This is a genomic window from Pseudoxanthomonas sp. PXM04, assembly GCF_014851695.1.
GTDB classification, from domain to species: domain Bacteria; phylum Pseudomonadota; class Gammaproteobacteria; order Xanthomonadales; family Xanthomonadaceae; genus Pseudoxanthomonas_A; species Pseudoxanthomonas_A beigongshangi.
Genome location: NZ_JACVAG010000005.1, coordinates 286,492 through 312,900, shown reverse-complemented (window position 1 = coordinate 312,900; position 26,409 = coordinate 286,492). Strand labels below are relative to the sequence as shown.

General features: G+C 66.5%; 26 protein-coding genes. 12 read left to right on the top strand and 14 right to left on the bottom strand.

Annotation, left to right across the window (positions count from 1 at the left end; genetic code table 11):
- Positions 1–34 precede the first annotated feature (34 nt).
- The 6 genes from IB228_RS14275 to IB228_RS14250 all read right to left on the bottom strand — a co-directional run bounded on the left by IB228_RS14275 (position 35) and on the right by IB228_RS14250 (position 5,942).
- The gene (locus tag IB228_RS14275; RefSeq protein ID WP_192198961.1) at positions 35–1,825 is read right to left on the bottom strand and encodes a GGDEF domain-containing protein; all 1,791 of its coding nucleotides are present in this window, start codon (positions 1,823–1,825) and stop codon (positions 35–37) included.
- Between the two features lie 52 nt (positions 1,826–1,877).
- Positions 1,878–2,168, bottom strand: coding sequence for a hypothetical protein (locus IB228_RS14270; protein WP_192198960.1), 291 nt, complete (start codon positions 2,166–2,168; stop codon positions 1,878–1,880).
- A complete protein-coding gene (locus IB228_RS14265; RefSeq protein ID WP_192198959.1) occupies positions 2,143–3,000 on the bottom strand; it encodes an SAM-dependent methyltransferase in 858 nt (285 codons plus the stop codon). The genes IB228_RS14270 and IB228_RS14265 overlap by 26 nt, the downstream gene beginning before the upstream one ends.
- Before the next feature lie 101 nt (positions 3,001–3,101).
- Positions 3,102–4,838 (bottom strand): M1 family metallopeptidase, encoded by a 1,737-nt coding sequence (locus IB228_RS14260; RefSeq protein ID WP_192198958.1) that lies wholly within the window; start codon positions 4,836–4,838, stop codon positions 3,102–3,104.
- A 106-nt stretch (positions 4,839–4,944) separates the two neighbouring features.
- Entirely contained in the window at positions 4,945–5,391 is a 447-nt protein-coding gene (gene trxC / locus IB228_RS14255; RefSeq protein ID WP_192198957.1) for a thioredoxin TrxC, read from the bottom strand.
- Entirely contained in the window at positions 5,388–5,942 is a 555-nt protein-coding gene (locus IB228_RS14250; protein ID WP_343227086.1) for a GNAT family N-acetyltransferase, read from the bottom strand. The genes trxC and IB228_RS14250 overlap by 4 nt, the downstream gene beginning before the upstream one ends.
- 68 nt (positions 5,943–6,010) lie before the next feature.
- Between IB228_RS14250 and IB228_RS14245 the strand changes: the two genes are divergently transcribed.
- On the top strand, positions 6,011–7,123 hold the full coding sequence (locus IB228_RS14245) for a tetratricopeptide repeat protein (RefSeq protein ID WP_192198955.1): 1,113 nt from the start codon (positions 6,011–6,013) through the stop codon (positions 7,121–7,123).
- 12 nt (positions 7,124–7,135) lie between these two features.
- Here the strand turns inward: IB228_RS14245 and IB228_RS14240 are convergent, their stop codons facing one another.
- A complete protein-coding gene (locus IB228_RS14240) occupies positions 7,136–7,714 on the bottom strand; it encodes a 2'-5' RNA ligase family protein (RefSeq protein WP_343227085.1) in 579 nt (192 codons plus the stop codon).
- Positions 7,715–7,861: 147 nt separating this feature from the next.
- Here IB228_RS14240 and IB228_RS14235 point away from each other — a divergent pair, with 147 nt between their 5' ends.
- Entirely contained in the window at positions 7,862–8,839 is a 978-nt protein-coding gene (locus IB228_RS14235; protein ID WP_192198953.1) for a hypothetical protein, read from the top strand.
- A 33-nt stretch (positions 8,840–8,872) separates the two neighbouring features.
- On the opposite strand, the gene IB228_RS14230 is transcribed toward IB228_RS14235, so the two are convergent.
- Positions 8,873–9,139 (bottom strand): DksA/TraR family C4-type zinc finger protein, encoded by a 267-nt coding sequence (locus IB228_RS14230; protein ID WP_183637101.1) that lies wholly within the window; start codon positions 9,137–9,139, stop codon positions 8,873–8,875.
- Positions 9,140–9,232: 93 nt separating this feature from the next.
- Complete coding sequence (locus tag IB228_RS14225) at positions 9,233–10,159, bottom strand: M14 family metallocarboxypeptidase (protein WP_192198952.1); 927 nt, start codon at positions 10,157–10,159, stop codon at positions 9,233–9,235.
- A 213-nt stretch (positions 10,160–10,372) separates the two neighbouring features.
- Between IB228_RS14225 and IB228_RS14220 the strand changes: the two genes are divergently transcribed.
- A complete protein-coding gene (locus tag IB228_RS14220) occupies positions 10,373–10,975 on the top strand; it encodes a DUF1579 domain-containing protein (RefSeq protein ID WP_192198951.1) in 603 nt (200 codons plus the stop codon).
- A gap of 54 nt (positions 10,976–11,029) precedes the next feature.
- Here the strand turns inward: IB228_RS14220 and IB228_RS14215 are convergent, their stop codons facing one another.
- The gene (locus IB228_RS14215; protein ID WP_183637109.1) at positions 11,030–11,944 is read right to left on the bottom strand and encodes a VOC family protein; all 915 of its coding nucleotides are present in this window, start codon (positions 11,942–11,944) and stop codon (positions 11,030–11,032) included.
- A gap of 267 nt (positions 11,945–12,211) precedes the next feature.
- On the opposite strand from IB228_RS14215, the gene IB228_RS14210 reads away from it, so the two are divergent.
- Together IB228_RS14210 and IB228_RS14205 are read left to right on the top strand one after the other, a co-directional pair.
- Positions 12,212–12,682 carry a YaiI/YqxD family protein gene (locus tag IB228_RS14210; RefSeq protein WP_192198950.1) on the top strand — a complete coding sequence of 157 codons (471 nt, stop codon included), beginning with the start codon at positions 12,212–12,214 and terminating at the stop codon, positions 12,680–12,682.
- 11 nt (positions 12,683–12,693) lie between these two features.
- The gene (locus IB228_RS14205; RefSeq protein ID WP_192198949.1) at positions 12,694–13,020 is read left to right on the top strand and encodes a DUF6122 family protein; all 327 of its coding nucleotides are present in this window, start codon (positions 12,694–12,696) and stop codon (positions 13,018–13,020) included.
- Positions 13,021–13,100: 80 nt separating this feature from the next.
- Here the strand turns inward: IB228_RS14205 and IB228_RS14200 are convergent, their stop codons facing one another.
- The 4 genes from IB228_RS14200 to IB228_RS14185 form a co-directional block, all read right to left on the bottom strand.
- Positions 13,101–13,412 (bottom strand): hypothetical protein, encoded by a 312-nt coding sequence (locus tag IB228_RS14200; RefSeq protein ID WP_183637117.1) that lies wholly within the window; start codon positions 13,410–13,412, stop codon positions 13,101–13,103.
- 143 nt (positions 13,413–13,555) lie between these two features.
- A complete protein-coding gene (locus tag IB228_RS14195) occupies positions 13,556–17,215 on the bottom strand; it encodes a methylmalonyl-CoA mutase family protein (protein ID WP_192198948.1) in 3,660 nt (1,219 codons plus the stop codon).
- Positions 17,216–17,352: 137 nt separating this feature from the next.
- Entirely contained in the window at positions 17,353–18,282 is a 930-nt protein-coding gene (locus IB228_RS14190) for an alpha/beta fold hydrolase (protein ID WP_183637121.1), read from the bottom strand.
- A gap of 15 nt (positions 18,283–18,297) precedes the next feature.
- On the bottom strand, positions 18,298–18,897 hold the full coding sequence (locus tag IB228_RS14185; RefSeq protein ID WP_183637123.1) for a TetR/AcrR family transcriptional regulator: 600 nt from the start codon (positions 18,895–18,897) through the stop codon (positions 18,298–18,300).
- Between the two features lie 222 nt (positions 18,898–19,119).
- Between IB228_RS14185 and IB228_RS14180 the strand changes: the two genes are divergently transcribed.
- The 7 genes from IB228_RS14180 to IB228_RS14150 all read left to right on the top strand — a co-directional run bounded on the left by IB228_RS14180 (position 19,120) and on the right by IB228_RS14150 (position 26,291).
- Positions 19,120–20,220 carry a Glu/Leu/Phe/Val dehydrogenase gene (locus tag IB228_RS14180; protein ID WP_183637125.1) on the top strand — a complete coding sequence of 367 codons (1,101 nt, stop codon included), beginning with the start codon at positions 19,120–19,122 and terminating at the stop codon, positions 20,218–20,220.
- Positions 20,221–20,259: 39 nt separating this feature from the next.
- Complete coding sequence (locus IB228_RS14175; protein WP_183637127.1) at positions 20,260–21,432, top strand: acyl-CoA dehydrogenase family protein; 1,173 nt, start codon at positions 20,260–20,262, stop codon at positions 21,430–21,432.
- A gap of 116 nt (positions 21,433–21,548) precedes the next feature.
- Positions 21,549–22,724 carry a thiolase family protein gene (locus IB228_RS14170; RefSeq protein ID WP_192198947.1) on the top strand — a complete coding sequence of 392 codons (1,176 nt, stop codon included), beginning with the start codon at positions 21,549–21,551 and terminating at the stop codon, positions 22,722–22,724.
- Between the two features lie 192 nt (positions 22,725–22,916).
- Positions 22,917–23,276, top strand: coding sequence for a hypothetical protein (locus tag IB228_RS14165; RefSeq protein WP_183637131.1), 360 nt, complete (start codon positions 22,917–22,919; stop codon positions 23,274–23,276).
- A gap of 152 nt (positions 23,277–23,428) precedes the next feature.
- The gene (locus IB228_RS14160; protein WP_183637134.1) at positions 23,429–23,806 is read left to right on the top strand and encodes a hypothetical protein; all 378 of its coding nucleotides are present in this window, start codon (positions 23,429–23,431) and stop codon (positions 23,804–23,806) included.
- A 124-nt stretch (positions 23,807–23,930) separates the two neighbouring features.
- On the top strand, positions 23,931–25,538 hold the full coding sequence (locus IB228_RS14155; protein WP_192198946.1) for a carboxyl transferase domain-containing protein: 1,608 nt from the start codon (positions 23,931–23,933) through the stop codon (positions 25,536–25,538).
- A gap of 3 nt (positions 25,539–25,541) precedes the next feature.
- Complete coding sequence (locus tag IB228_RS14150; protein WP_192198945.1) at positions 25,542–26,291, top strand: SDR family oxidoreductase; 750 nt, start codon at positions 25,542–25,544, stop codon at positions 26,289–26,291.
- Positions 26,292–26,409 lie beyond the last annotated feature (118 nt).

Here is a 26,409-nt window from a genome sequence, read left to right as displayed (position 1 = left end):
GTATCGGGCAGCCCGTTCAGGTGGCCAGTGTCGCTCAACCTGGTCGCGCGCCCTGCGTCTCGGCCACCTCGGTCCAGGACGCTTCAGGGGGATGGGATGCCTCGCCGTCATCCTGGGAAGCCGCCCGGAACGCGGTGACCCGATTGCGTCCCTGGGCTTTGGACTGGTAGAGCATCCGGTCCGCATCGGAAAGCAGCCGCTGCAGTACATAGCCGGATATGGCGGTCGAGGTAACTCCAAAACTCGCGGTCACCTGAATCCGCTGGCCGATCTCCGATGTATCGATGGAAGCGATACGCGTCCGGCAGTCCTCGGCCAGGCGAATCGCCGAGCGAAGATCACAGCCGTACATCAGCATCGCGAACTCCTCCCCGCCCAGACGCCCCAGCACATCGATCCGCCGGCACAGCGACTGGCATACCTGCGCCACCTGCTTGAGGACCCAATCGCCCGCCGGATGGCCGAACCGATCATTGATTGATTTGAAGTGGTCGAGGTCGAACATGATCACCGCCACTTCCTCTCCGTTGCGCTCGCATTGGCTCAACGTCCGCCCTGCCGACTGGGTGAAGTGGTGGCGGTTGCAGATGCCGGTCAACGCATCCGTCTCGGCAAGATGCTTCAGCGAAACCTGGACGCGCTTGGTCTTGTACGCCCAGTAGGCGATGGTCGCCAGCAACACGACCAGCAGGATGATAATCAGCCGGGTGTTCTGTCCCGCCTGTTTCTCCACCTTGCGTTGGAGTTTGAGCAGTTGGTTCTGGCTGTCCAGTCGCTGGATCTGCTGGGATTTTTCGAGAATCTCCTGGCGGACCATCTGATACGCGAGCTCGCGCGCCTTGACTTCGTTCAGATAGGCCCGGTCGGCTTCGGCATAACGGCGGTAATAGACCAGTGCCGTCTCCGAATCCTTCCGCGCCTCGGCGATCTGGTACATGGTCTTGTAGGCACTGGCCAGCGAGGAGGTGCTCCCGGGTGTGTTCTGGGCCAGACTCTCGTTCGCGTAGGTCTCCGCCGCGGCGTATTCGCCCGCGTCCAGCAAGAGTTCGGCCAGGAATGCCTTGACCTGCGCTATCAGGTGCGTATAGCCAGTCTCCTCGATCTCCTTCAGGTGCCCGTCCATCAAGGCGATGGCCTGCTTGCGGCGGTTGGATTCGGCCCATTTCTTGGAGAGGATCAACCGGATTCCATTGGCGGTGACCGTCTCGTGGGACGCGTCGCACTGGTTGATCGCTTCGACGACGACGTCGTCATCGAAAGGCAATTCGCCCAGGTTGTAGAGAGAATCGAATCGGGCCTGGTTGGCGAAACACAACGTACGCGCATCCGGTTCCTCTTCCAGGATCCGATCCGCATAGCGCAGGCCCAGGCGGTACTGTCCGACCTGGTTGTAGAGATAGGACGCCACGCCCAGGCCGTGATGACGCAACTTGGCCGATTGGATCTTGTCCACCAGGGTGAGGGTCTGCTCCAACTGGCGCAACCCGTCCGTAAACTGGCGGCGCAGGGCATGGGTGTTGACTATCAACGCGCCCGCCCGGAACTGGATCTCGGGATTGGTCGAGGACTCCATCAACGCGCGGGCGTGCCTTATCGCCTCGTCATAGTGTCCGCGAAAGCTGAAGCCGTAGGCTCGCAGGTACTCGATCTGTTCCCTCTGGGCCTTGTCGGCGCGATCGATGTGCTGCTCCAGCTCACCCAGCAATCGCTGGAAGCGGTGCGGATCCGAACTCCGCGCCTCCTCGGCCTGCTGCAGCAGCGTCTCCAGTCCGGGAGACGCTGCCGCCATGGCCAGGAAGGGCAGACACAAGGCGAACGACAGCATCCCGCAACGCAGGATGGTTCGGATCGTCGCACGCCGGCCCACCGTCGTGACCTTATTCCTCTTCCGGCGCGTCGCCATCCGGAGTCGGGTCGCGCAGCGGTTCCGTATCGTCCGGGGTATCCAGCGGACTCGGCTCCTGGCCAGGCTCCCAGAGGATGCAGAACAACGGGGCGCGCTTTTCCAGCGCATCGGCCAGGGCCACCGCGTCCTGACGGCGCAGGGCGTCGCTTTCGTTGCCGGTCAACTCGAGCGAATCGATCATTTCCTGCAGTTGCTCGGCCGGCAGGCGCGACAGCGCCGGGTTCTGGCCCAGTGATTCAAGAAAACGTATTGCGTTTGACATGGTGCGTCCTCTGCGGTTGGTGGTGGAAGGAAGCCGGGGCGCGGTTGGCCACGGTTCCCAGCAATTCGAGCTTTTGGCGCAAGTCCCGGTTGGGCTGCATCGGGCATGCCGGAGGCACGACCAGAGTGGTCTGCAGATTCAATTCCATCATCGGCAAGGCCGACAGCGGGAACCGTTCCTGGCGCGGTTTCGTGATCGGCAAGGTAGCCGCTTCATAGGCGATCACATGGTGATTCAACGGATAATCCTGCGCCAGCAGGTCGACCAGCAACTGCCGTTCGGCGGACGATGTACTGAATCGCCGCAGGCTTCGGTCGCCGGCCAGGCCCACCTGCCAGAGGATCAAGTATGCGGAGGGATCGATGCGCCGCTGGTAGAGCATGAATTGGCTGGCTTCGTAATGCTGGCAGCCATAGGTGCCTGGATCGATGCCCAGGTCGGCGTAGAGACAGTCTTCCGCCGAGATGCCGGGCTCCATGCTCGCGTCGAATCCTTCCTCGCGGGCCTGCTCTATCGCCAGATGCGGCGCCAGCGCGAATACGCCGGGGTGGCCGTAGAACGCACCGCAAACATGCTTTCCGGCACGGACTTCCACCAGCATCGACTCCACCATTTCCCCATAGGTATCGCGGCGTGACTTGCCTTCCGCATACAGCGGTTGCAGGCTGCGGACATCGGCGTTCATTCCCTGCACCCACAACTCTACGAGGGGGTCGGAAACGGCGAGAAAGACGACATCTGCCTGTTCAATGTGACCGCGTGCGCGGGGGCCGATATGGGCCCCCAGCATCATCCCCGTTCCCACGCAGACCAGGCTTCCCCGCACGTCCATCGCGCCGCCGAAGGTTTCAAAGAGCGAAATCTAACGGTCCAGCCGCCGCAATGCAAAAAAATGCCGTGACAGGATCGGGGCGGTCCCCCATTCCGCGCCCCTCAGCGTGCCTTTCCCTTGGCCGCCTCCGCCGCCGCCTTGCGGCGCGCCTCGGCGTCCTGCTGGTATTCCACGATATGCGGCAATGCCCGCAGCAGGCGCGAAGCCGGATCCAGGGTATAGGGCTCGCCCACGGGGAGCGTCAACCGGCCCCGGCCGTTGTCCATGGCCACGGTCTGGACCTTGCCGTCCACCCCGCCGACACGGACTTCCACGGGTACCGGGAACGGCAGGTCGTCCGGGGTCTTCCAGCGCAGGTTCAGGCCGCTGGCGTCGCGCTCGGCGACCAGTTCCGGCAGCGCGGCGCGGTACAGGTAGACGTCGAAGAACCAGCCGTAGTCGCGGCCGGTCACCTTGCGGACGATGTCGATGTAGTCGCGGGTGGAGACATAGCGCGGCTTGAACTTGCCCGGCTGCGGCGTGTCGGTGCCGTACACGGCCTGGCGGATGCTGGCGAAGAAGGCCTCATCGCCAATCAGCCCGCGCAGCATGTGCAGCATCAGCGAGCCCTTGTAGTAGATGTCCAGGCCCGGGCCATTCTCACGGTCATAGACGGTCTTCTCGGTCTGGCTCTTGCCGGACACGATCGGATACTTGTTGACCAGCCCGGCACGCTGGTCCAGCAACGCGGCGTGGTACTCCATCTCGCCGCGCAGGTACTGCAGGTAGAGCGGCTGCATGTAGCTGCCGAAGCCCTCGTGCAGCCACATGTCGTCCCAGTCCACGTTGGTCAACTGGTTGCCGAACCACTCGTGGGCAAACTCGTGCTGCAGCAGCCAGTCGTAGCCGTACTTGTCCTTCTTGTAGTCGTTGCCGTAGGCGTTGATGGTCTGGTGTTCCATGCCCAGGTGCGGGGTTTCGACCACGCCCATCTTCTCGTCGCCGAATGGATACGGGCCGATGTTGCGTTCGAAGAAGTCCAGCACCTGCGGGAACTCGGCGAACAGGCCGCGCGCCTTCGCCTCGCGCCCCTTCAAATGCCAGAAATGCAGCGGGATGGTGTTGCCGAAGCGGCTGCGGTATTCGCCCTTCATCTCCTCGTAGGGACCAATGTTCAGGGCAATGGCATAGGTATTCGAATCGCGTGCGCGCCAGTGGTACGTGCGCCAGCCGTCCTTTTCCTGCATGCCCATGGCGATGCCGTTGCCGGCCGCAACCAGCGGCGCCGGCACGGTGATGTGCTGGTCCACGACCGACGGTTCGCCCTGCGGATGGTCGATGCAGGGCCAGAACAGGTCGCAGCCCTCGCCCTGCACCGCCGAGGCGACCCAGGGTTCGCCGGTGGGCGCGGTCGCCCAGACGAAGCCGCCGTCCCAGGGCGCGCGCTTGGCCACGTGCGGCTTCCCGCCATAGACGATGCGGACCTTCACCTGCTGCCCCGCCGCCACCGGCGCGGGCAGATCGATGGTCATGCGCCCTTCCGGATTGCGCCAGGCGCTGGCCGGCAGGACGGCGCCGTCGGCCTCGACCCGGCTGACCGCCAGGTTGCGGTCCAGATCCACGACCACCCGCTGGATCGGCGACCTGGCCCGGAAGGTCAACCGGGCGTCACCCTGGATGGCCTTTTCCGCCGGCACGACCTTGAAGCTCAGGTCCGCATGCTCGAACACGACCGCCTCCTGTTCAGGCGCGCGCGGCACCCCGGAGTCACGGGTCAGGTCGGTGATGTCGGGCTGTTGGGCCAGGGCGGCCGCGGACAGGCTCAGGGACAGGGCAAGCATCAGGCGGGAGGACTTCATCGGCATCTCGGCTCCGTTCGGGGCGTGGCGACCACCACGACAACCGTCGATGGTGGCACGCCCGTCCGGACCAGGGGTATCCGACTGAAGTCATGGCGGCGCGGGATCAAGCCCCGGCCAGCGCGCGCCGGGCCCAGTCCACGATCTGCTCGCGTGACAACGCCCCGGACTGGCGGGCCAGTTCACGCCCGCCGCGAATCAGGACCAGGGTCGGAATGCTGCGGATACCGTAGCGGGCGGCCAGCGCCGTCTCCGCTTCGGTGTCCACCTTGGCCAGGCGCATCCGCGGTTCCAGCGCCTGCGCCGCGGCCTCGAACTGCGGCGCCATCGCCAGGCACGGGGCGCACCACGGTGCCCAGAAGTCCACCAGCAACGGGAGCTCGCTGCGCAGCGCGTGGCGGTCGAAGTCGCCGGTGGTCAGCGCCAATGGCCGCCCGCGAAACAGCGGCTGGTGGCAGCGCCCGCAACCGGGCGACTGGCCGAGCCGTTCCGGCGGCAGGCGGTTCATCGCCCCGCAATCCGGACAGGGAACCAGCCAGTGGGTTGCGTTCATCGCGTCTTTCGCCCCACCGTCTCGGTGCGGCCTTCGGACAACCGCAGGTGCAGCAGCGGGAACGGTTTGCCCAGCCCATCCCGTTCGGATCGCGATTCCAGCTCAAAGCCCATGTGCAGGTAGAACCCCACCGCCCCCGGGTTCTGTTCGTTCACGTCCACCCGGCGCGCGCCCCAGCTTTCAATCGCGTGACGGAGCAACGCCTTGCCCGCGCCGGTCCCGTGGTGGGCCGGGTCGACGAACAGCATCTCCACCTTGCCGGCCTCCACGCCGACGAACCCGCAGGGCTGGCCGTCGCCGGCCCGGGCCACCGCCAGTCGCTCGGCGGAAGGGAGATAGCCATCGCGCACCAGCGGACGGAACATCTGGATGTCGGCCTCCTCCAGGAAGTGGTGGGTGGCGCGGACGGCGGACTCCCAGACCTCGAGCAGGCGAGGCAGATCGGCGTTGGTGGCGGCTTCGATTTTCATCCGCACAGCTTGCCACGATCGGCGCCGGGGACGCGGTTGTAATCCGCGCTTCCGTTTGTCTTTCCCATCCGTCGTTTTCACTCCACCGGCCACGGAAAGGACTAGACTGGCGGCGACCGGAGTTTGGCCGAAGACGTGGAGGTACGCGTATGGCCACGTGGTTGCTCGCCGCCGCCCTGGCGCTTTCGCCGCAGCCGCCGCTGCCGGATGCGCAGGTTCCTCCCGACCTGCCCACGGTCGAAGAAATCATGGCCGTGCCTCCGGAACTGCAGGACCGGTTCCGGCAATGGATGGCGCAGGCGGGCGACGTCCAATCCTCGGCACGACTCAACCGGCTGGTCGACTTCCTGTTCTCAAAGGAAGGCGGCCTGGGCTTGCAGTACCAGAATGGCGCCAACTACACCGTCGGCCAGACGTATCAGACCGGTCGCGCGAATTGCCTCAGCTTCACCCTGATGGTGGTGGCACTGGCGCGCGCGGACGGACTGCAGGCCTACGCACAGGAAATCGAGGACGTGCTGACCTGGTACCAGGAGGGCAACACCGTCTATCGCAACAACCACGTCAATGCCGGCATCCGCATCGGACGCCAGCGCTTCAGCGTGGACGTGGCCTGGGACCAGGTCATCGCACGGCAACAGCCCGAGGCGATTCCCGACACGCACCTGTTCGCCATGTTCTATAACAATCGTGCGGTTGATCTGCTGGGCGCCGGCCACGCCGCCAGCGCACAGGCGTACCTCGCGCGCGCGCGCGCGCTGAGCCCCGGATATCCGGCTTTCTGGAACAACACGGGTGTTGCTGCACTCCGGCGTGGCGACGCGGCGGGCGCCGAACGCGCTTACCTGCATGCCCTGACACTGAATGAGAACTATTCCTCCGCGCTGTTCAACCTGGTGACGTTCTACAACCGCAGCGGGCGCGTTGCCGAGGCCAAGCCACTGCAACGGCGGCTGGAGCGGGTTCGTGCGCACGACCCATTCGATCAGTTCCTGCTTGCACTCGAGCACGAGCGCTCGGGCGACTACGAGGGTGCGATCGACTATTACCAGCGCGCCCTCCGGCTCTTCGGCAGCGAACACCGGTTTTATCTTGGGCTGGCGCGGGCGTATCTGCATCTTGGCAAGGCACGCCGCGCGGGCCGCGCCCTCGCCCGCGCCCAGGAATTGAGCGAGGGAGCGACACGTGCCCAATACCAGGCCAAGTTGGAGCGCCTGCGGCGGCCGCGCGAACCGAGCATCTTCGGTCCACAGCCGCGCTGACATGCCAGGGGCTCAATCCGTACCGAGGCGCCAGTGACCGAGGAAGGTGTAATCCGATTGCCCCTCGATGCTCTGTATCAACACGAATCCATCGGGCGCGAGGCCAACCGACGCCACCGCCGGCGTGGCGGGCCCTGGCTCGCTGTAGCCCAGGGTCAGGTGCGGCACAAAGATCCTGCCGACATGATCCTTGAAACCGGCCCAGATCAGGCGTTCCTGCAGGCCACGCCAGAAACGGAGCAATTCCGTCGAGGAAGAAAAGGCCGCCAGCGTAAGCGCCGGTCGCCGCGGATTTCCCAGCGGGAGCAGATGATCCAGTTGCAGGTGGAAGGCCTCGCCGCTGAACCCTTCAGCGGCTTCCCGTGCCCGCGCTATCCAGTCTTCCCGGGGACCGCTGCTCTCGCCCAGGTAGTGAAGGGTCAGATGGTAGCGCTCCGGATTTACCCAGCGCGTATGCGGGTGGCTGGCGCGCAGTCCGTCGACTATGCCCGCGACTTGCATGCGCTCCGACGCGGATGGCAGGAGTGCGAAGAACAGGCGATGCAGTGGCGGTGACGGACCGCCGAATAGATCACCCTGATGATTTGCCACGGTCTTCCAATCCTCTCGTTTCCTGAATTTCGTCCGGATGCGCCATGGTCATGCGGCCAGGAGATGATCCTCATGACGCCCCAGGGATGCAATCCGTCTGGGCTGTCGGTGGGCATAATGCTATGGACATCCCACATCGTGGCGGCAATGACCGAAACTTCCCAGGAAACACTCGCCACCCTGCACGCCCAAGCCTACGACGCCATGCACCGTGGAGAGCTACGCGAGGCCTCGCTCGCATTCGAGCGCTTGCTCTCGCAGCATCCGGATCGGCCTTACTACCACTACATGCGTGGGCTGGCACATAAGTACCTGATGGACTGGCCGGTGTCGCTGCACCACAACCTGCGCGCGATCGAGTTATCCGACGAAATGGACGAGGCGGAGCATTGGAACGCCGCCATCGCCGCCACCGCGCTGGGCGAATGGGCGCAGGCCCGCCGCCTGTGGGCCGCCTGCGGCGTCCATGTCCAGGAGGGCGAAGGCCCCATTGAAGGCAATCACGGGGTGGCCGTGGTCCGCCAGAACCCCTGGCATGCCGGCGAAACGGTGTTCATGCAACGCATCGACCCGGTCCGCGCCCGGCTGCTCAACGTTCCCCTGCCCGAAAGCGGACATCGCTTCGGCGATATCGTGCTCCATGATGGCGCGTCGACCGGTCGTCGCTTTGACGGAGAACGCGACGTACCGGTATTCAACGAACTCGAACGGTTGGTTGCCTCCGACTTTCAAACTTTCGTGGTGTTCGTTTCCAGTCCGGGACCGGATGATCTGCAGGCGCTGCTCGAAGCGACCGCGCCCGGTATCGGTTACACGGAAGACTGGACCCGCAGCATCCACCACTACTGCATGCGTTGCAGCTACGGAGCTCCCCATCTCCATTCCGAGCAGGACGACACATGCGACGATTGGCAAACCGAGCGCAATCTCGGTATCGCCGCTCAGAGCCGGCATTCGGTCGAAGCACTGCTGCAAGCCTGGGTGAGCCGGGGGCCCGGCCGTTCGGTCGATGCCATCGAAACATGTGAATGCCCGGTCCCTGAATATCAGGAAGGCTGGAACTGGTGGGTCGGTCCGGAAGACGAGGACGAAGGGGACGAGGCCACGGACACTCCTGCGCGTTGATGCGCTTTCCGTCCTGCCGTCCGGCAGCGCGCTTCAGCGCAACTGGCTGTCCTTGCTCCCGCGCCGGTTGTACATCTGTCCCTGCTCCTGCGCCTGGTCGGCCGCTTCCTGGCAGGCCACGCACAGGCGCACGCCGGGCACGGCCTTCTGCCGTGCCGGCGGAATCGGCGCATCGCATTCTTCGCAGTGGGAGAGGCTGGGACCGGTCGGCAGATTGCGGCGCGCGCGCGCAATCGCGTCCTTCACGGTCGCGTCGATCTGATCCTGTACGGCGCCGTCGCCGGCCCAACCGGTTGCCATGGTCCTGTCCTCTCGGGTGTTACCGGGCGGAGGTTACACCCGCCGCCCCGGAATGCCTTTCACGGAACGAAATGGGGCCGGACTCCGCGGGCTTCAAGCGTGGGCAAGTGCGTAGTCGATCGCCGCACACACCGCCGCCACCTGGGCGTCGTTGCATTGCGCGGGGGTCGCCTTGGGGCTGTCCGGGTAAACCTCGGTGGTGGTGGTGTAGCGCGCGTTGGTCACGCCGGCACACAGCCCCAGCGGCTTGAACGCGTACTCGATGACGCCGGGGGCCACCACCGGCGAGCCGATGATCTCGCCGTTGGCGTCGGCCGGCGCGATGTGGGTGACCTGCTCCACCGCCGCGATCACCGCGCGCTGGAAGTCGGGCTGCGGATTCTCGCTGTCATCGACCAGGTAGAACCCGTCGGGAATCTCGCCCGGCTCGAACGGCTTGCCGTCGCGCGCGGCCAAGGCCGGGCGGAACTCGCTCTCGTCGGTGTCGGTGGTTTCATGCAGATCGATATGCATGCGCGCCAGGTCGCGGATCGGCGCGACCAGCCCGATCAGCGCGGCCGATTCCTGCGCCGGGCTGTTTTCGCGGAAGGAGCGGTTCGGATCCAACGCGTCGGCGTTCCAGCGGTGGATGCGCTCGTAGCCCCATGGGCTGATGCACGGCGTCACCAGCAGGTTGACCTTGCCGGCGTAGTCCGCCGCACGCTGTTCCAGGAACTGCAGCGCGCCGTGCACGCCGCTGGTCTCGTAGCCATGCACGCCACCGGTCACCAGCATGATCGGCAGCGCGGGATTCCAGTCGCGACTGCGCACGGCGAACAGCGGATAGCGGCCGTCCGCGCCGTAGTCCAGCTCACCGTACTGCTCCACGTCGAACCGCGCGCGCAGGCGCTCGATCACCGTCAGCACGTCGGCGGCGTAGCTGCGCTGGACGGTCTGGCGGGCGCGCCATTCGGCTTTCTCGGTGGCGCCCCAGGGCTGGCCGGGCGTGCCGATGGGATAGAAGCGGTCGGTCGTGTTCATGCGGGGGCGACGGGCGGAAGCGGAAAAGGAGCAGCACTTTAGCAGGCCCGTGCGGGCACGCACCCATGCGCCGCGGCCCGTGCGCGGGGTTCCGCGTGTTTCCCTTCCCGGACCCACGGTGGTCCACCTTCACGCGGATTGAGCGCGGACTGGTGCAAATACGGCGCACCCCCATGCCCACCGCAACCTGGCCATGTCCCCGGAGGTCCTGCCATGAAGTGCAGTTCCGTTCTTTCCCTCGCCCTCGCCTGCCTGCTGCCCGCCGCCTCGGCCACGGCGCAGGACGACAAGGCACCCCCCATGACGCCCGAAATGAAGGCGATGATGGAAGCCTTCCAGAAAGCCGGCACGCCCGGCGCCGAACATCGACAACTCGCCACACTGGCCGGTACTTACGACCTGACCGTGAAAAGCTGGCACGCTCCGGATACCCCGCCCACCATCGACAAAGGCACTGCGACCCGCAGTATGATCCTCGGCGATCGCGTGCTGGTGGAGGAAGTCAGCTCGCAGATGATGGGCCAACCATTCACCGGACAGGGCCTGCACGGCTTCGACAATGTCACCGGCAAGCACTGGTCCACCTGGAACGACAGCATGAGCACCGGCCTGATGGTCAGCGAGGGCACCTGCGACGCCAGCATGGCCTGCACCTATACCGGCACCTATCACGACCCTGTCAGCAAGAAACCCGTGACCTCTCGCATGACCACCCGCTGGTCCGACAAGAGCACGGAGGTATTCGAGATGTACGCGCCCGGCCCGGATGGCAAGGAGGCCAAGATGATGGAGATTACCTACAAGAAACGTCCTTAGGCGCCGATCCGCGACAGGCACGGGGCGGTTCGCGACCGCCCCGTGCGTCGCGGGCTACTGCTCCCGCGCCGCCGCTTCGATCCTGGCGACGTCCAGCTTGTGCATGTCCAGGACGGCCTGCGTGATCCGCCCAACCAGCGCTTCATCGCCCGAGGTCATCATCTCGTCCAGCCCTTGCGGCGAAATCTGCCAGGACAGCCCGAAGCGATCCTTGCACCAACCGCACTGCTCGGACTCAGGCACCGACGACAGCTGCGCCCAGTAGCGGTCGATTTCGGCCTGATCGCGGCAGGTGACCAGAAACGAGATGGCTTCGTTGAAGGCAAAGCCGTGCGGATGGCCGCTGTCCATCGCCGCCATCCAGGTATCGCCCAGGCGGAAGTCGGAGAACATGACCGCGCCGGCGCGATCGTTGGCGCTGTCCTCCGTGTAGCGGGCCATCTGCCCGGCTTCGGAATCGTCGAACACCGAACGATAGAATTTCGCAGCCTCTTCGGCCTTCCCGTACACCTCGCCGGTGAACATCAATACCGGCACGATGCGCGGGCGCGGGGGTGCGCCAGGCGGACTGAGCATCAGTTGCCAGGACAGGCCGTAGCGATCCTGCACCCAGCCGTAGTGCTCGCTGAAGGGATACGCATCCAGCGGCATCAATGCCTGCCCGCCGTCGATGAGCCTGGCCCACATCGCATCCAGTTGCTCACGCGCCTGCCCGTCACGCGCGGGATCGAAATGGACCAGGAAGGAAGTCGAGGGATTGAACGTGAACACGGGACCGGCGCTGATCGCCATGAACGGCTGGCCGGCCAGGGTGAACGAGACCACGTCGCAGTCGCCGGAGGGCGTATCGCGCAACCGGACGATGGAGTCGACCTGCGAATCGGGAAACAGCGAGCAGTAGAACGCGGCGGCTTCGCGTGCCTGGGTGTCGAACCACAGATGCGGGGTGATGGGTTTCACGAGGGACATGCGGAAGCTCCTGCGGGATTGAGGGTGTAATCAACCGACGAACCGGGCCGCCTGAAATCGACACCCTTCCACATCTCCCGTAAAGCCGCTGTTGCCATCCAGGCGGTCCCGACAGCAGGATCGGGCTATCGTGTGGGGCCCGCGTCCGCTCTCCCTGCCTTCTCTCATGCAACGATTTTCCGCTTCCCGCGTCCCCCCTCCCCGCCGCGTCCCACGCCGGACGGCGACACCCTCCGCTCCGGTGCGTTCCGGCAGGGGGGACCATCGGTGAACGACGCATCGTCTCCCGGTCCCCGGATTTGGGTGGACGCCGACGCCTGCCCCGGGCCGGTCAAGGAAATCCTGTTCCGCGCGGCCGAACGCGCACAGGTCCAGGTGACCCTGGTCGCCAACCAGTGGCTGCGCACCCCATCTTCCCGGTACATCCGCGCGCTGCAGGTGCAGGGAGGCTTCGACGTGGCCGACGACGCCATCGCCGAACGCGCGCGTACCGGCGATCTCGTGGTCACCCAGGACATTCCGCTGGCGGCGCGGGTGCTGGCCAATGGCGCGCAGGCGATCAATCCGCGCGGCGACCGCTATACCGCCGACAACATCGCCGAAAGGCTCTCCATGCGGAACTTCATGGACGAACTGCGCGGCGCCGGCGTACAGACGGGCGGGCCGGCCGCCTTCAATGCCCGTGATCGGCAGGCCTTCGCCAACCAGCTGGATCGCTGGCTGGCAACGCGGCGCTGAGCTTCGCGAAAATGCCCCTGCCCGACCTCGAACCGCGTCCGATCATCCATCTGCTGCTGCACGTGCTGGTGCCCGTCGCCACCGCGCGCCTGTTCTGGCCGAAGGAATGGAAGCGCGCCGCCGCCTGGATGCTGGCCGGCTGGATCATCGATCTGGATCACCTGCTGGCCGATCCGATCTACGCGCCCGGGCGGTGCAGCCTGGGATTCCATCCGCTGCACACCTGGCCAGCGATGCTGCTCTACGGTGCGCTGGTGGTCCCGCGCCGGACCCGTTGGTTCGGTGTCGGCCTGCTCATCCACATCGCGCTGGATGGACTGGACTGCCTGATGATGTAGCGATCCGCATCGCCCGATGGGCAAGCAAGAGGCCGCATCCGGGGATTGAGGGCGCGCCTGCGCCCTCTCCCGCCCGACAGTCAACGCTGATCGGACTTGCGCGGTTCCGGCTGCGGTGCCGCCGGGGTCTGCCCGGTCGCACCGGAGCCATGATTGACCAGGTGCTGGGGCTTGCCCTTCAGGCGCCGCGGCTCGTCATTGCGCTGTGGCGCCGCCGACAGATCGCGTTTGGCGCATTTGCAGTACTTCTGACCACCGATGGTTTCGCACTTGTAGACCTCGTCCACCGCGCAGGAAGCGGGCGGCGGATTGATCGGACCGCCGGCCAGGGCGGCGCCGGCCAGCAGCAACAGGCTGGCAAAGGAGGTGGAGCGGATGATGAACTTGCGCATGGGGTGTCTCCTCGATAGGGGTGGTGCAGGCCACCACTGGCCTGCATTTCCTCTACCGGCAAACACGCCCGCCGGGCGTCATCGGATTTCACCGCCCGTCGCAGGAGCGTCCGGAAGGCCGCTCGGCGGCGGCCCTCCGTCCCTCACATGTTGCGTCGGTACTCGCCGCCCACGTCGTACAGGGCGTGGCTGATCTGGCCCAGGCTATGGGTCTTGACCGCCTCGACCAGCGCGACGAACACATTGCGCCTGTCCCGCGCCGCCTTCTGCAGATAGGCCAGGCCATGGCCGTCGTGCGCGTCGGCCTCGGCATGTTCCTCCAGCGCGGTGGAATGCGCGTGGTCGGTCTCGCCCTCCGGCGCCAGGCCGTTGCGCGAGGACTGCCAGGCGCGCACGTTGGTGATCTGTTGGCCCTTCTCTTCCTCGGTCGAGCGGATCAGCTCGATCTCGGTGGCGATCTCGCCGCCGTGTTCCTTCGGCAGGAAGGTGTTCACGCCCACCAGCGGCAGGCTGCCGTCGTGCTTCTTGTGCTCGTAGTACAACGATTCTTCCTGGATCTTGCCGCGCTGGTACATGGTGTCCATCGCGCCGAGCACGCCGCCGCGCTCGCTGATCGCCTCGAACTCCTTGTAGACCGCTTCCTCGACGATGTCGGTCAGGTACTCGACCGCGAAGCTGCCCTGCCACGGGTTCTCGTTGAAGTTGAGGCCCAGCTCCTTGTTGATGATCATCTGGATCGCGACCGCGCGGCGCACGCTTTCCTCGGTCGGCGTGGTGATCGCCTCGTCGTAGGCATTGGTGTGCAGGCTGTTGCAGTTGTCGAACAGCGCGTACAGCGCCTGCAGCGTGGTGCGGATGTCGTTGAACTGGATTTCCTGGGCATGCAGCGAACGGCCCGAGGTCTGGATGTGGTACTTCATCATCTGGCTGCGCTCGTTGGCGCCGTAGCGCTCGCGCATCGCGCGCGCCCAGATGCGCCGCGCGACGCGGCCGATCACGGTGTATTCCGGATCCATGCCGTTGCTGAAGAAGAACGACAGGTTCGGAGCGAAGTCGTCGATCTTCATCCCACGCGCCAGGTAGTACTCGACGATGGTGAAACCGTTGGACAGGGTGAAGGCCAGCTGCGATATCGGGTTCGCTCCCGCCTCGGCGATGTGGTAGCCGGAAATCGACACCGAGTAGAAGTTGCGCACGCCGTTGTCGACGAAGTACTGCTGGATGTCGCCCATCATGCGCAGGGCGAACTCGGTGCTGAAGATGCAGGTGTTCTGTGCCTGGTCTTCCTTGAGGATGTCGGCCTGCACGGTGCCGCGCACGGTCTTCAGGGTCTCGGCCTTGATCCGCGCGTAGGTGTCCGCGTCCACCAGTTGATCGCCGGTCACGCCCAGCAGGCCCAGGCCGAGTCCGTCGTTGCCGGCCGGCAGTTCGCCGGAATAGCGCGGACGCTCGCGGCCGGCGAACAGTTCGTCCAGCTTCTTCTGCGCAGCCGCCCAGCGATCGGCATCGGCCTTCAGGTACTTCTCCACCTGCTGGTCGACGGCGGTGTTCATGAACATCGCCAGGATGATCGGTGCCGGACCGTTGATGGTCATCGATACCGAGGTGGTCGGCGCGCACAGGTCGAAGCCGGAGTACAGCTTCTTCATGTCATCCAGCGTGGGAATGTTGACGCCGGAGTTGCCGATCTTGCCGTAGATGTCCGGACGCGGCGCCGGATCCTCGCCATACAGCGTCACGCTGTCGAAGGCGGTGGACAGGCGCGCGGCCGGCTGGCCCAGGCTCAGGTAGTGGAAGCGACGGTTGGTCCGCTCCGGCGTGCCCTCGCCGGCGAACATGCGGATCGGATCCTCGCCGGTGCGGCGATACGGATACACGCCTCCCGTATAGGGATAACTGCCCGGCAGGTTTTCTTTCTGCAGGAAAGTCAGCAGTTCGCCCCAGCCACGGTATTTCGGCGCGGCGATCTTGGGAATCTTCTGGTGGCTGAGCGACTCGCGGTAGTTCTCGATGCGGATCGTCTTGCCGCGTACCTCGTACTCGTTGACCTCGTCGGTCGCCGCCTTTAGCCGCGCCGGCCACTCGCGCAGCAGCTTCAGCGCTTCGCTGGACAGCGACTGCACGGCGTCCTGGTAGCGCTGGCGTAGGGTCAGCAGGGAGCGGTCGACTTGACCTGCCCCCTCCCCCGCCTGCGGGGGAGGGTTGGGGTGGGGGCCGGCGTCACCCGTCTTGCCCCCATCCGCCCTTCGGGCACCTTCCCCCGCAAGCGGGGGAAGGAGATCTTCGGCGGCATACAGATCCAGCGCCTTGGGTAGTGCCGGGTCGTCAAGATCCCGCAACGACTGCCAGTACGACTGCGCGCGGCTGGCGGTTTCGGCTTCGCTCTCGATGCGGCGGTTGATGCCGCGGCCCTGCTCTGCGATCTCGGCCAGGTAGCGCACGCGCGCACCGGGAATCAGCACGGTCGCGCGCGGTTCCTTCAATTCGGTGTCGATCTCCGGCGTCCACTTCTCCGCCGGCAGGTGCAGCTTGTCGCGCAGCAGGCGGCACAGGTTGGCGAACATCCAGCTGATGCCCGGATCGTTGAACTGGCTGGCGATGGTCGGATACACCGGCACATCCGCGTCCGGCGTCTGGAACGCCACCCGGTTGCGCTTCCACTGCTTGCGCACGTCGCGCAGCGCGTCCTCGGCGCCGCGCTTGTCGTACTTGTTCAGCACCACCAGTTCGGCGAAGTCGAGCATGTCGATCTTCTCCAACTGGCTGGCCGCGCCGTAGTCGCTGGTCATCACGTACATCGGGAAATCGACCAGGTCGACGATTTCCGAGTCGCTCTGGCCGATGCCGGCGGTCTCGACGATGATCAGATCGAAGCCCAGCGACTTCAGGTAGGCGATGCAGTCCTTCAGCACCGCGTTGGTCGCCACGTTCTGCCGGCGGGTCGCCATCGAACGCATGTAGATGCGTTCGCTGCGCAGCGAGTTCATGCGGATGCGGTCGCCCAGCAGCGCGCCACCGGTGCGACGGCGGGTCGGGTCGACCGAGATCACCGCCATCCGCATCTGCGGGAAGCTGGACAGGAACCGGTTCATCAGCTCGTCGGTCACCGACGACTTGCCGGCGCCGCCGGTGCCGGTGATGCCGATGACCGGCGTGCCGGGACGGGATTCGAGATTGGTGATGCGGGATTCGGTGGAGCGCGGGTTGGCCCACTGCCGGCGCAGGGCGGCGAGTTCGGTTTCGCTGAAATCACCATCCTCGATACGACTAAGCATGTGCCCGATGGCCGCTTCGTCACCGATGGCGGCGTGGGAATCTTGCGAATCCCGAATCCCCATTCCCGAATCCCGGGCCGCGCCCGCGCGGCCCACCACATCCTCGATCATCTCCACCAGCCCCATCTTCATGCCGTCGTTGGGGTGGTAGATGCGTTCGACGCCGTAGGCCTGAAGCTCGGCGATTTCCTCGGGGGTGATGGTGCCGCCGCCGCCGCCGAACACGCGGATGTGGCTGGCGCCGCGCTCCTTGAGCATGTCGACCATGTACTTGAAGTACTCGACGTGGCCGCCCTGGTAGCTGGACAGGGCGATGCCGTCGGCATCCTCCTGCAACGCGGCGCGGACCACGTCCTCGACGCTGCGGTTGTGGCCCAGGTGGATCACTTCGGCGCCCTGCCCCTGGATCAGGCGGCGCATGATGTTGATCGCTGCGTCGTGGCCATCGAACAGGCTGGCCGCAGTGACGAAACGCAGCGGGGAAACATCCGCGCGTGCTGCTGGAAGCTGGGAAGCCGGTGTGCTCATTCGCGCCCTCACTCGCGTATTGCATGCATTAGAGGCGGAATTGTAGCGCGCGGCGGAGTTCGGCCCCATGACGCCTTTGGTCGAAGCACCCTACGCCGCCGTCTGGCGCGGCGGCGCAGCCCGGGCCGGGTGCCTGTTCAGGCGAATCCGTAAGGCAGGTCCGGCGTGGACACGACGCGCTGCCCCACCGCGCGTCCGTCCAGGTAGGACATCGCCGCGGCAATGACGCCGGGATCGGTGAGGATGCGGTTGTGTCCGAGCCCGGTGGTGCTCAGCAGGCGCGCCTCCGGCCAGTAGCGCGCATAGCGCTCGCCTTCGGACCAGGGCACTTCGCGGTCTTCCAGGTCATGGACGATCAGCGCGGGACTGGCGATGCGGGGCGCATTGAGGTGCGCCTGGAATCCTTCCACCGCCATGCCGGTCAGCGACTCGAATTCGTCGAACAGGCGCGCCGAAAGATGCGCGGCGAGACCGACGAAACCACCGAAGCGCTGCGCCGCGGCGATTGGATCGGCCGCCGGCGCGATCAGGATCGCGCGCTCCGCCCGCAATCCGCGCGCGAGCGCGATCATGGCGGCCGCGCCGCCGAGGGAATGCGCCACCAGCGCCTGCACGCCGCCGAAGCGTTCGGCGAAACGGTGCAGGACGTCGGCGAACATCGGCAGCGTCGCCCGGTAGCCGCTGCTGCGGCCATGCGCGATCTGGTCCAGCGCCACCACCGCGTAGCCGGCCTGGCGCAATGGTTCCACCCATGGCAGCAGTTGCAGCGCATAGCCCGACCAGCCATGCGCCAGCAGCGCGATGGGCTGGCGCTGGGGATCTCCCCAGGCATACCAGGTGAGCCGCTCGCGGCCGTGCGCGAAGGTGTGGACGCTGGCACCCCAGGTATCGCTGCGGCGTGCGCGCTCGCGGCCGCCGGGCATCGGCGTGCCGAACAGGCGGAAGGCATGCTGGAGCGTGGCTTCCGGCATCAGCCAACTGCCCAGGGCGAAGGCGGAGCGCAACGGCAGCAGGCGGACATTTTTACGAACGATCGTGCTTTTTTGTGGCGAAACGACGGCGGCCATGGGGGACTCTCCGGATCAGGCGGCGTAGGAGGCGAACAGGTGATCGAGCGCCCGCCGGGCCAGGGCTTCGGCCTGGGCGGGGTCGTACAGCCGGGCGTTGTGCAGCCCTTCGGTGATGGCGAACAACTGGAACGAGACCAGTACGGGATCGGTGTCGGCGGCGAACTCGCCGCTGTCGATGCACATCTGCGCGGCCTTGGCGACGACGGCGCGCCACTCGGTCAGCCAGGCGATCACGCGCTCGCGCATCATTCCGGGGCGTGCGTCGTATTCGTTGGCGGCGCCGAGAATCACGCAACCATCGGGATTGGCCCGCACCCAGGCGAACCAGCCGTCCATGATCGCGCGCAGCCGCGCCTGTCCACGCGGCTGCCGCAGCGCGGGCGCCATCACCGCCTCGCCGAAGCGGCGCGCGGTCCAGTCCAGCACGGTGAGCTGCAGATCCTCGCGGGAGCCGAAGTGCGCGAACACGCCGCTCTTGGACATGCCCGCGGCCTGCGCCAGCTCGCCGATGGACAGGCCTTCCAGGCCCTGCCGGCAGGCGATGGCATACGCCCGCTCGACGATCATCTCGCGGGTGGCCGTGCCCTTGCTGGTGGCGGCGCACAGATTCATGGCGGCAAAAATAGCACGGTCGTTCGCATCTGTCAGCTGGCCGGGGAGCGGCACGAAAACGGGATCCCGTCCACAAACTGCCCCCGGCCGGCCGTATGGATTAGAATGCCCGCCTGCGACGACCACGGCGAGCCGGAAACGTCGCTTTTTTATTTTTCGAACAAGCGGTTAGCCAAAGCCACCCGGCGTAGCCCGCGGCCCCACGCCGCACCGGAGTCCCAGATGATCTTCGAAACCCTCGACACGTCCGGCCATGAGCAGGTCGTCTTCTGCCACAACCCCGACGCCGGCCTGAAGGCCATCATCGCGGTTCACAGCACGGTCCTGGGTCCGGCCTTGGGCGGGGTGCGCATGCGCCCCTACGCCGACAGTCAGGCGGCGCTGACCGACGCGCTCCGGCTCAGCCGCACCATGACCTACAAGAACGCCCTCGCCGGCCTCAACGTCGGCGGCGGCAAGGCCGTGATCATCGGCGACAGCACCGCCGACAAGACCGAGGTGCTGTTTCGTTCGTTCGGTCGCTACGTGGATTCGCTGGGCGGCCGCTACATCACCGCCGAGGACGTGGGCACCGACGTCAACGACATGGAGAACGTCTACCGCGAGACCGAATACGTGGTCGGCGTGCACCAGGTCCACGGCGGCTCGGGCGATCCCGCCCCGTTCACCGCCTACGGCGCGCTGCAGGGCCTGATGGCCACCCTCAACCGCAAGTTCGGCAACGAGGAAATCGGCAAGTACAGCTTCGCCGTCCAGGGCCTGGGCCATATCGGCATGGAGTTCGTCAAACTGCTGAAGGAACGCGGCGCCAAGCTGTTCGTCACCGATCTCAATCCCAAGCTGGTGGAGTACGCGGTGGAGGAATACGGCGCCGAGGCGGTCAAGCCGGACGAAATCTACGATCTGCCGGTGGACGTGTTCTCGCCGTGCGCGCTGGAATACGCAATCAACGCCGAGACCCTGCCGCGCCTGAAGGCCAAGGTCATCTGCGGCACCGCCAACAACCAGATGTCGCACGTCACCGGCGTGGAAGCCGCCAAGCGCGGCATCCTGTATGCGCCGGACTACGCGGTGAACGCCGGCGGCGTCATCAACGTGTCGCTGGAAATCGACGGCTACAACCGCGAGCGCGCGATGCGGATGATGCGCACCATCTACCACACCGTCGGCAAGATCTTCGATCTGGCCGAACGCGAGAACCTCGCGCCGCAGTACGCCGCCGACCGCATCGCCGAGGCGCGCATCGCCGCCATCGGCAAGCTCAAGCTGCCGCTGGGCCGGACCGCACCACGCTTCATGGGGCATCTGCGCGGAGAGCGTTGATCGCCAACACCCACAGGCCGCAATAGGAGGGAGGACCGAATGCGACCCGTTTCAATCGCTGCTTTTCCGCTTGGCGAGGAAATCGACGCGCTGCGCGACGCCGTGCGCCGGTTCGCGGATGCCGAGATAGCTCCGCGCGCCGCGCAGATCGACCACGACAACGTGTTCCCGCAGGACCTGTGGCCCAAGCTGGGCGAAATGGGCCTGTTGGGCATGACCGTGGACGAGGCCTTCGGCGGCAGCGGCATGAGCTACCTGGCGCACCTGGTGGCGATGGAGGAAATCTCGCGCGCGTCCGGTTCGGTCGGCCTGAGCTATGGCGCGCACTCGAACCTGTGCGTTTCCAACCTGTTCCTCAACGGCAGCGACGCCCAGCGCCGCAAGTACCTGCCGAAGCTGTGCACCGGCGAATGGAAGGGCGCGCTGGCGATGAGCGAACCCGGCGCCGGCTCCGACGTGGTCGGCTCGATGGGCTGCCGCGCCGAACTGCGCGACGGCGTGTGGGTCGCCAACGGCAACAAGATGTGGATCACCAACGGACCGGAAGCCGACGTGCTGCTGGTCTACATGCGCACCGCCGGCAAGGAGGCGGGCAGCAAGTGCATGACCGCCTTCATCGTCGAGCGCGGCATGAAGGGTTTCTCAACCGCGCAGAAGCTGGACAAGCTGGGCATGCGCGGCAGCAACACCTGCGAACTGGTGTTCGAGAACTGCGAGATTCCCGCCGGGAACGTGCTGGGCGAAGTCCACCAGGGCGTGCGCGTGCTGATGAGCGGCCTCAACACCGAGCGGCTGGTGCTGACCGGTGGTCCGATTGGGCTGATGCAGGCGGCCATGGACATCACCCTGCCCTACGTGCGCGAACGCCGCCAGTTCGATTCGCCGATCGGCACTTTCGGTCTGATGCAGGGCAAGCTGGCCGACATGTACACCGCGCTGCAGTCCAGCCGCGCCTTCGCCTACCAGGTCGCCCGCGACTACGATGCCGGCACCGGCTCGCGCGCCGCCGCGGCCGGCTGCCTGCTGCATGCCTCCGAGGCTGCGGTGCAGGTCACCCTGGAGGCCATCCAGGCGCTGGGCGGCAACGGTTACATCAACGAGTTCGACACCGGCCGCCTGCTCCGCGACGCCAAGCTCTACGCCATCGGCGCCGGCACCAACGAAATCAGGCGCATGCTGATCGGCCGCGAACTGTTCGACGGCCGCGCCTGAACAGGCATTCCACCGCCGCCTGGTCCGCCAGGCGGCATCCCCCTGTCCGAACGGCCGATTGCTGCACCGCACCGCGAGCGGGATAATCCGGCCATCCCTACACGAGGTTCCGTTTCATGTCCGATATCGTCATCGCCGCCGCCAAGCGCACCGCCATCGGTTCCTTCATGGGCCAGTTCACCGGCGTGCCGACCCCGACCCTGGGCGCGGCGACCATCCGCGCGGCGCTGGAGCAGGCCGGCGTCCCCGCCGCCGACGTCTCCGAGGTCATCATGGGCTGCGTGCTGCCGGCCAACCTGGGCCAGGCACCCGCGCGCCAGGCCTCGCTGGCCGCGGGCCTGCCGACCGACGTCGGCTGCACCACCATCAACAAGGTCTGCGGTTCGGGCATGAAGGCGATCATGCTGGGCCACGATCTGATCAAGGCCGGTTCGGCCAGCATCGTGGTCGCCGGCGGCATGGAGTCGATGACCAACGCCCCGCACATGATCCCGAACTCGCGCACCGGCAACCGCTTCGGCAACTTCCAGGCGGTCGACCACATGGCCTGGGACGGCCTGACCAATCCGTATGACGGCCAGGCCATGGGCGTGTTCGCCGAAGCCACCGCCGCCAAGTACGGCTTCACCCGCGAGGAACAGGACGCCTACTCGACCGAATCGGTCAAGCGCGCGCAGGCCGCCCAGCAGTCCGGTGCCTTCGACGCCGAGATCGTTCCGGTCAAGGTCGCCACCCGCAAGGGCGAGGTTGAAGTGAGTACCGACGAACAACCCGGCAAGTCCGACCTGGCCAAGATCCCGACCCTCAAGCCGGCGTTCAAGAAGGACGGCACCGTCACCGCGGCCAGCTCGTCCAGCATTTCCGACGGCGCCGCCGCCACCGTCCTGCTGACCGCCGAGGAAGCCGCCAGGCGCGGCCTGCAGCCGCTGGCGAAAATCGTCGGCCACGCCACCTTCTCGCAGCAGCCGGAGTGGTTCACCACCTCTCCGGTCAGCGCGATCGACAAGCTGCTCAAGCAGGTCGGCTGGACCGTGGACCAGGTGGATCTGTTCGAGGTCAACGAAGCCTTCGCGGTGGTCGCGATGGCACCGATCAAGGATCTCGGCATTCCGCACGCCAAGCTCAACGTCAACGGCGGCGCCTGTGCGCTGGGCCATCCGATCGGCGCTTCCGGTGCCCGCCTGGTGGTCACCCTGATCAACGCGCTGCGCCAGCGCGGCGGCAAGCGCGGCGTGGCGTCGCTGTGCATCGGCGGCGGCGAAGCCACCGCGATCGCGGTGGAAATCGTCTGAGCCATCCCCCTGCCCGGGCGGTCGCGGTATCCCCCGGATACCCGGCCGCTTGCCTTTTTGGCGGTTCGATGGGTGCTTTAACGAAGGTTTGACAAAAATAACCAGCGGACCGCTTGACAGGCGTAACTGGCTTGTCATCATGTTGCAGGCGCGCAATAGCGCGTTGCCTAACTAACGACGAGGAAATGCAACATGACCATGAACAAGGCTCTGATCGCGCTGGCTCTGGGTTTCGCCCTGGCTGCGTGCTCGAACCAGGAACAGGCTGCTGACGCCGCTGCCGACGCCAACGCCGCTGCGACCGAAGCCCAGGCTGCTGCCGACGCCGCCGCCCAGGCCGGCACCGCGACCGCCGACGCCGCCCAGCAGTCGGCCGACGCCGCTGCCACCGCCGCTGACGCTGCTGCCACCGCCGCCACCGACGCCACTGCCGCTGGCACCGCCGCCGCTGCCGACGCTGCTGCCGACGCCGCTGGCCAGGCTTCCGACGCCGCCGGCCAGGCTGCCGACGCTGCCAAGGACGCTGCTGCTCCGGCCGAAGAAAAGAAGTAATCACTTCTTAGCTTCATAGCGTTAAAATTGAAAAAGCCGCCGGTTGATTGGCGGCTTTTTCTGTACCCGGGCCCGGGCACTGGCGCCGCTGTCCCAGCGGGCAAGGACGCTCACCCGTTTTGCTCTCAACCAAAACCTCACTGGGGATCCAAATGAAGACCAAGTTCTACATCCTGCTGGCCGCCGCCGTTCTGGCCCTGAGCGCCTGCAACAAGAGCGAAACCACCGACGCCGCCGCGACCGACGCCGCTGCCGCCGCCGACCAGGCTGCCACCGCCGCCGGCGACGCCGCCACCGCCGCTGGTGACGCCGCTGCCGCCGCTGGCGACGCCGCTGCTGCCGCTGCCACCGACGCTGCCGCCGCCACCGCCGACGCCGCCGCCCAGGCTGGCGACGCCGCTGCCGCTGCCACCACCGACGCTGCCGCCACCGCGGCTGGCGCCGTGGCCGACGCCGCCCAGGCGACCGCCGACAAGGCTGCCGAAGTGGCCGACAAGGCTGACGCCAAGGCTGAAGAAGCCAAGAAGTAATCGTCCGGCCAACGCCGAACACGACAAGGCCCGCGCAAGCGGGCCTTGTTTTTTTGCGGCGCGGAAAGTTTGGCGGACCTGCGGCTTTGTGTTTACATGCCGCCTTTCCCGTTCCGGTCGCCGCATGTCCGCCATCACTTCGCAACTCGATCCGCGTTCGCAGGAATTCCTCGACAACGCCGAATACCATCGTGCGCTGGTCGCCGAACTCGATCGCCGCCTGGCCCGGGCCGCGGACGGCGGTGGCGACAAGGCACGCCAGCGCCATACCGAGCGCGGCAAGCTGCTGGCGCGTGACCGCATCACCGCACTGCTCGATCCCGGTTCGCCGTTCCTGGAAATCGCCCCGCTGGCCGCCGAGGACATGTATGACGGCGCCGCGCCCGCCGCCGGCATGGTCTGCGGCATCGGCCGGGTGATGGGCCAGGAAGTGGTAGTGGTCGCCAACGATGCCACGGTCAAGGGCGGCACGTACTTCCCGATGACGGTGAAGAAGCATCTGCGCGCGCAGGAAGTGGCGCGTGAGAACCGCCTGCCCTGCATCTACCTGGTCGACTCCGGCGGCGCGTTCCTGCCGCTGCAGGACGAAGTGTTCCCGGATCGCGAGCACTTCGGCCGGATCTTCTACAACCAGGCGCGCCTGAGCGCCGACAACATTCCGCAGATCGCGGTGGTGATGGGCAGTTGCACCGCCGGCGGCGCCTACGTGCCGGCGATGAGCGACGAATCGATCATCGTCAAGGAACAGGGCACCATCTTCCTGGGCGGCCCGCCGCTGGTGAAGGCCGCCACCGGCGAAGTCGTCGATGCCGAGGCGCTGGGTGGCGCCGACGTGCATACCAGCGTGTCCGGCGTGGCCGATCACTTCGCCGAAGATGATCGCGACGCCCTGCAGATCGCCCGCCGCCTGGTCGGCAACCTCAACCGGCGCAAGGCCGTGCCGGTCGCGGTGCGCGAAGCGTGCGAGCCACTGCATCCGGCCGACGAGTTGTACGGCATCGTGCCGAAGGACACCCGCCGCCCGTTCGACATCCGCGAGGTCATCGCCCGCATCACCGACGGCAGCGAACTGGACGAATTCAAGGCGCGCTACGGCAAGACCCTGGTGACCGGCTTCGCCCACCTGCACGGCTATCCGGTCGGCATCGTCGCCAACAACGGCATCCTGTTTTCCGAGAGCGCGCTCAAGGGCGCGCACTTCATCGAACTGTGCAATCAGCGCGGCATCCCGCTGGTGTTCCTGCAGAACATCACCGGCTTCATGGTTGGCCGCAAGTACGAGAACGCCGGCATCGCCAAGGACGGCGCCAAGATGGTCACCGCCGTGGCCTGTTCGTCGGTACCCAAGTTCACCGTCGTCATCGGCGGCAGCTTCGGCGCCGGCAACTACGCGATGTGCGGACGCGCGTACGGCGCGCGCTTCCTGTGGATGTGGCCCAACGCGCGCATCAGCGTGATGGGCGGCGAGCAGGCCGCGAGCGTGCTGGCCACGGTCCGGCGCGATGGCATCGAGGCCGGCGGCGGCCATTGGGCGGCGGAAGAGGAAGAAGCCTTCAAGGCCCCCATCCGCGATCAATACGAAACCCAGGGCAGTCCCTGGTATGCCACCGCGCGGCTGTGGGACGACGGCATCATCGATCCGGCCGACACCCGCCGCGTGCTCGGCCTCGGCCTGTCGGCCTCGCTCAACGCACCGATCGAACCGGCGCGCTTCGGCGTGTTCCGGATGTAGTCCATGGCGGCGCCTGTCCTGCTGGTGACCGGCGGCGGCCGCGGCATCGGCGCAGCCACCGCCCGCCTGGCCGCCGCGCGCGGCTACACGGTGGCGATCAACTACCGGCGCGATGCCGTCGCCGCGCACGCGCTGGTCGAGCGCATCCGCGCCGACGGCGGGCAGGCCGCCGCGTTCGTCGCCGATATCGCGGTGGAAGCCGAAGTGGAACGCCTGTTCGCGGAAGTGGACGGCGCCTTCGGGCCGCTCGATGCGCTGGTCAACAATGCCGGCGTGCTGGAAACCCAGATGCGGGTGGAGGCGATGGACGCGGCCCGCGTGCAGCGCATCCTGGCCACGAACGTGGTGGGCCCCCTGCTCTGCTGCCGCGAGGCGATCCGGCGCATGTCGACCCGCCGGGGCGGCCGCGGCGGCGCGATCGTCAACGTGTCCTCGGTGGCGGCGCGCACCGGTTCCCCCGGCGAGTACGTCGACTATGCCGCCTCCAAGGGGGCGCTGGATACGCTCACGGTCGGGCTGGCCCAGGAAGTCGCCGCCGACGGTGTCCGGGTCAACGCGGTGCGTCCCGGGTTCATCCATACCGACATGCATGCCAGCGGCGGCGAACCGGACCGGGTGGAACGGGTCAAGGCGTTTGTGCCGATGAAACGCGGTGGCCAGCCCGAAGAGGTCGCCCGGGCGATTCTCTGGCTCCTTTCGGAGGAAGCCAGCTACACCAGCGGCACCTTCCTCGACGTCGCCGGCGGCCGCTGACCGCCCCCTCTTCAGCTGCGTGAGCGCGGCCTGCACATCGCCGACCCTCGCATGAATCAGGGTGACGAACCGACCAATGGGCAAAGACGGTCACAACCTTGACCCCGGCGACGGGCGA

Coding starts and splice junctions, on each gene's coding strand:
- IB228_RS14155 (WP_192198946.1), top strand. CDS start 23,931: ATGTCCGCCATCACTTCGCAACTCGATCCGCGTTCGCAGGAATTCCTC.
- IB228_RS14200 (WP_183637117.1), bottom strand. CDS start 13,412: ATGCGCAAGTTCATCATCCGCTCCACCTCCTTTGCCAGCCTGTTGCTG.
- IB228_RS14180 (WP_183637125.1), top strand. CDS start 19,120: ATGATCTTCGAAACCCTCGACACGTCCGGCCATGAGCAGGTCGTCTTC.
- IB228_RS14175 (WP_183637127.1), top strand. CDS start 20,260: ATGCGACCCGTTTCAATCGCTGCTTTTCCGCTTGGCGAGGAAATCGAC.
- IB228_RS14150 (WP_192198945.1), top strand. CDS start 25,542: ATGGCGGCGCCTGTCCTGCTGGTGACCGGCGGCGGCCGCGGCATCGGC.
- IB228_RS14275 (WP_192198961.1), bottom strand. CDS start 1,825: ATGCTGTCGTTCGCCTTGTGTCTGCCCTTCCTGGCCATGGCGGCAGCG.
- IB228_RS14165 (WP_183637131.1), top strand. CDS start 22,917: ATGACCATGAACAAGGCTCTGATCGCGCTGGCTCTGGGTTTCGCCCTG.
- IB228_RS14215 (WP_183637109.1), bottom strand. CDS start 11,944: ATGTCCCTCGTGAAACCCATCACCCCGCATCTGTGGTTCGACACCCAG.
- IB228_RS14230 (WP_183637101.1), bottom strand. CDS start 9,139: ATGGCAACCGGTTGGGCCGGCGACGGCGCCGTACAGGATCAGATCGAC.
- trxC (WP_192198957.1), bottom strand. CDS start 5,391: ATGAACGCAACCCACTGGCTGGTTCCCTGTCCGGATTGCGGGGCGATG.
- IB228_RS14160 (WP_183637134.1), top strand. CDS start 23,429: ATGAAGACCAAGTTCTACATCCTGCTGGCCGCCGCCGTTCTGGCCCTG.
- IB228_RS14205 (WP_192198949.1), top strand. CDS start 12,694: ATGCCCCTGCCCGACCTCGAACCGCGTCCGATCATCCATCTGCTGCTG.
- IB228_RS14170 (WP_192198947.1), top strand. CDS start 21,549: ATGTCCGATATCGTCATCGCCGCCGCCAAGCGCACCGCCATCGGTTCC.
- IB228_RS14235 (WP_192198953.1), top strand. CDS start 7,862: ATGACCGAAACTTCCCAGGAAACACTCGCCACCCTGCACGCCCAAGCC.
- IB228_RS14245 (WP_192198955.1), top strand. CDS start 6,011: ATGGCCACGTGGTTGCTCGCCGCCGCCCTGGCGCTTTCGCCGCAGCCG.
- IB228_RS14185 (WP_183637123.1), bottom strand. CDS start 18,897: ATGAATCTGTGCGCCGCCACCAGCAAGGGCACGGCCACCCGCGAGATG.
- IB228_RS14220 (WP_192198951.1), top strand. CDS start 10,373: ATGAAGTGCAGTTCCGTTCTTTCCCTCGCCCTCGCCTGCCTGCTGCCC.
- IB228_RS14265 (WP_192198959.1), bottom strand. CDS start 3,000: ATGGACGTGCGGGGAAGCCTGGTCTGCGTGGGAACGGGGATGATGCTG.
- IB228_RS14190 (WP_183637121.1), bottom strand. CDS start 18,282: ATGGCCGCCGTCGTTTCGCCACAAAAAAGCACGATCGTTCGTAAAAAT.
- IB228_RS14260 (WP_192198958.1), bottom strand. CDS start 4,838: ATGAAGTCCTCCCGCCTGATGCTTGCCCTGTCCCTGAGCCTGTCCGCG.
- IB228_RS14195 (WP_192198948.1), bottom strand. CDS start 17,215: ATGAGCACACCGGCTTCCCAGCTTCCAGCAGCACGCGCGGATGTTTCC.
- IB228_RS14270 (WP_192198960.1), bottom strand. CDS start 2,168: ATGTCAAACGCAATACGTTTTCTTGAATCACTGGGCCAGAACCCGGCG.
- IB228_RS14225 (WP_192198952.1), bottom strand. CDS start 10,159: ATGAACACGACCGACCGCTTCTATCCCATCGGCACGCCCGGCCAGCCC.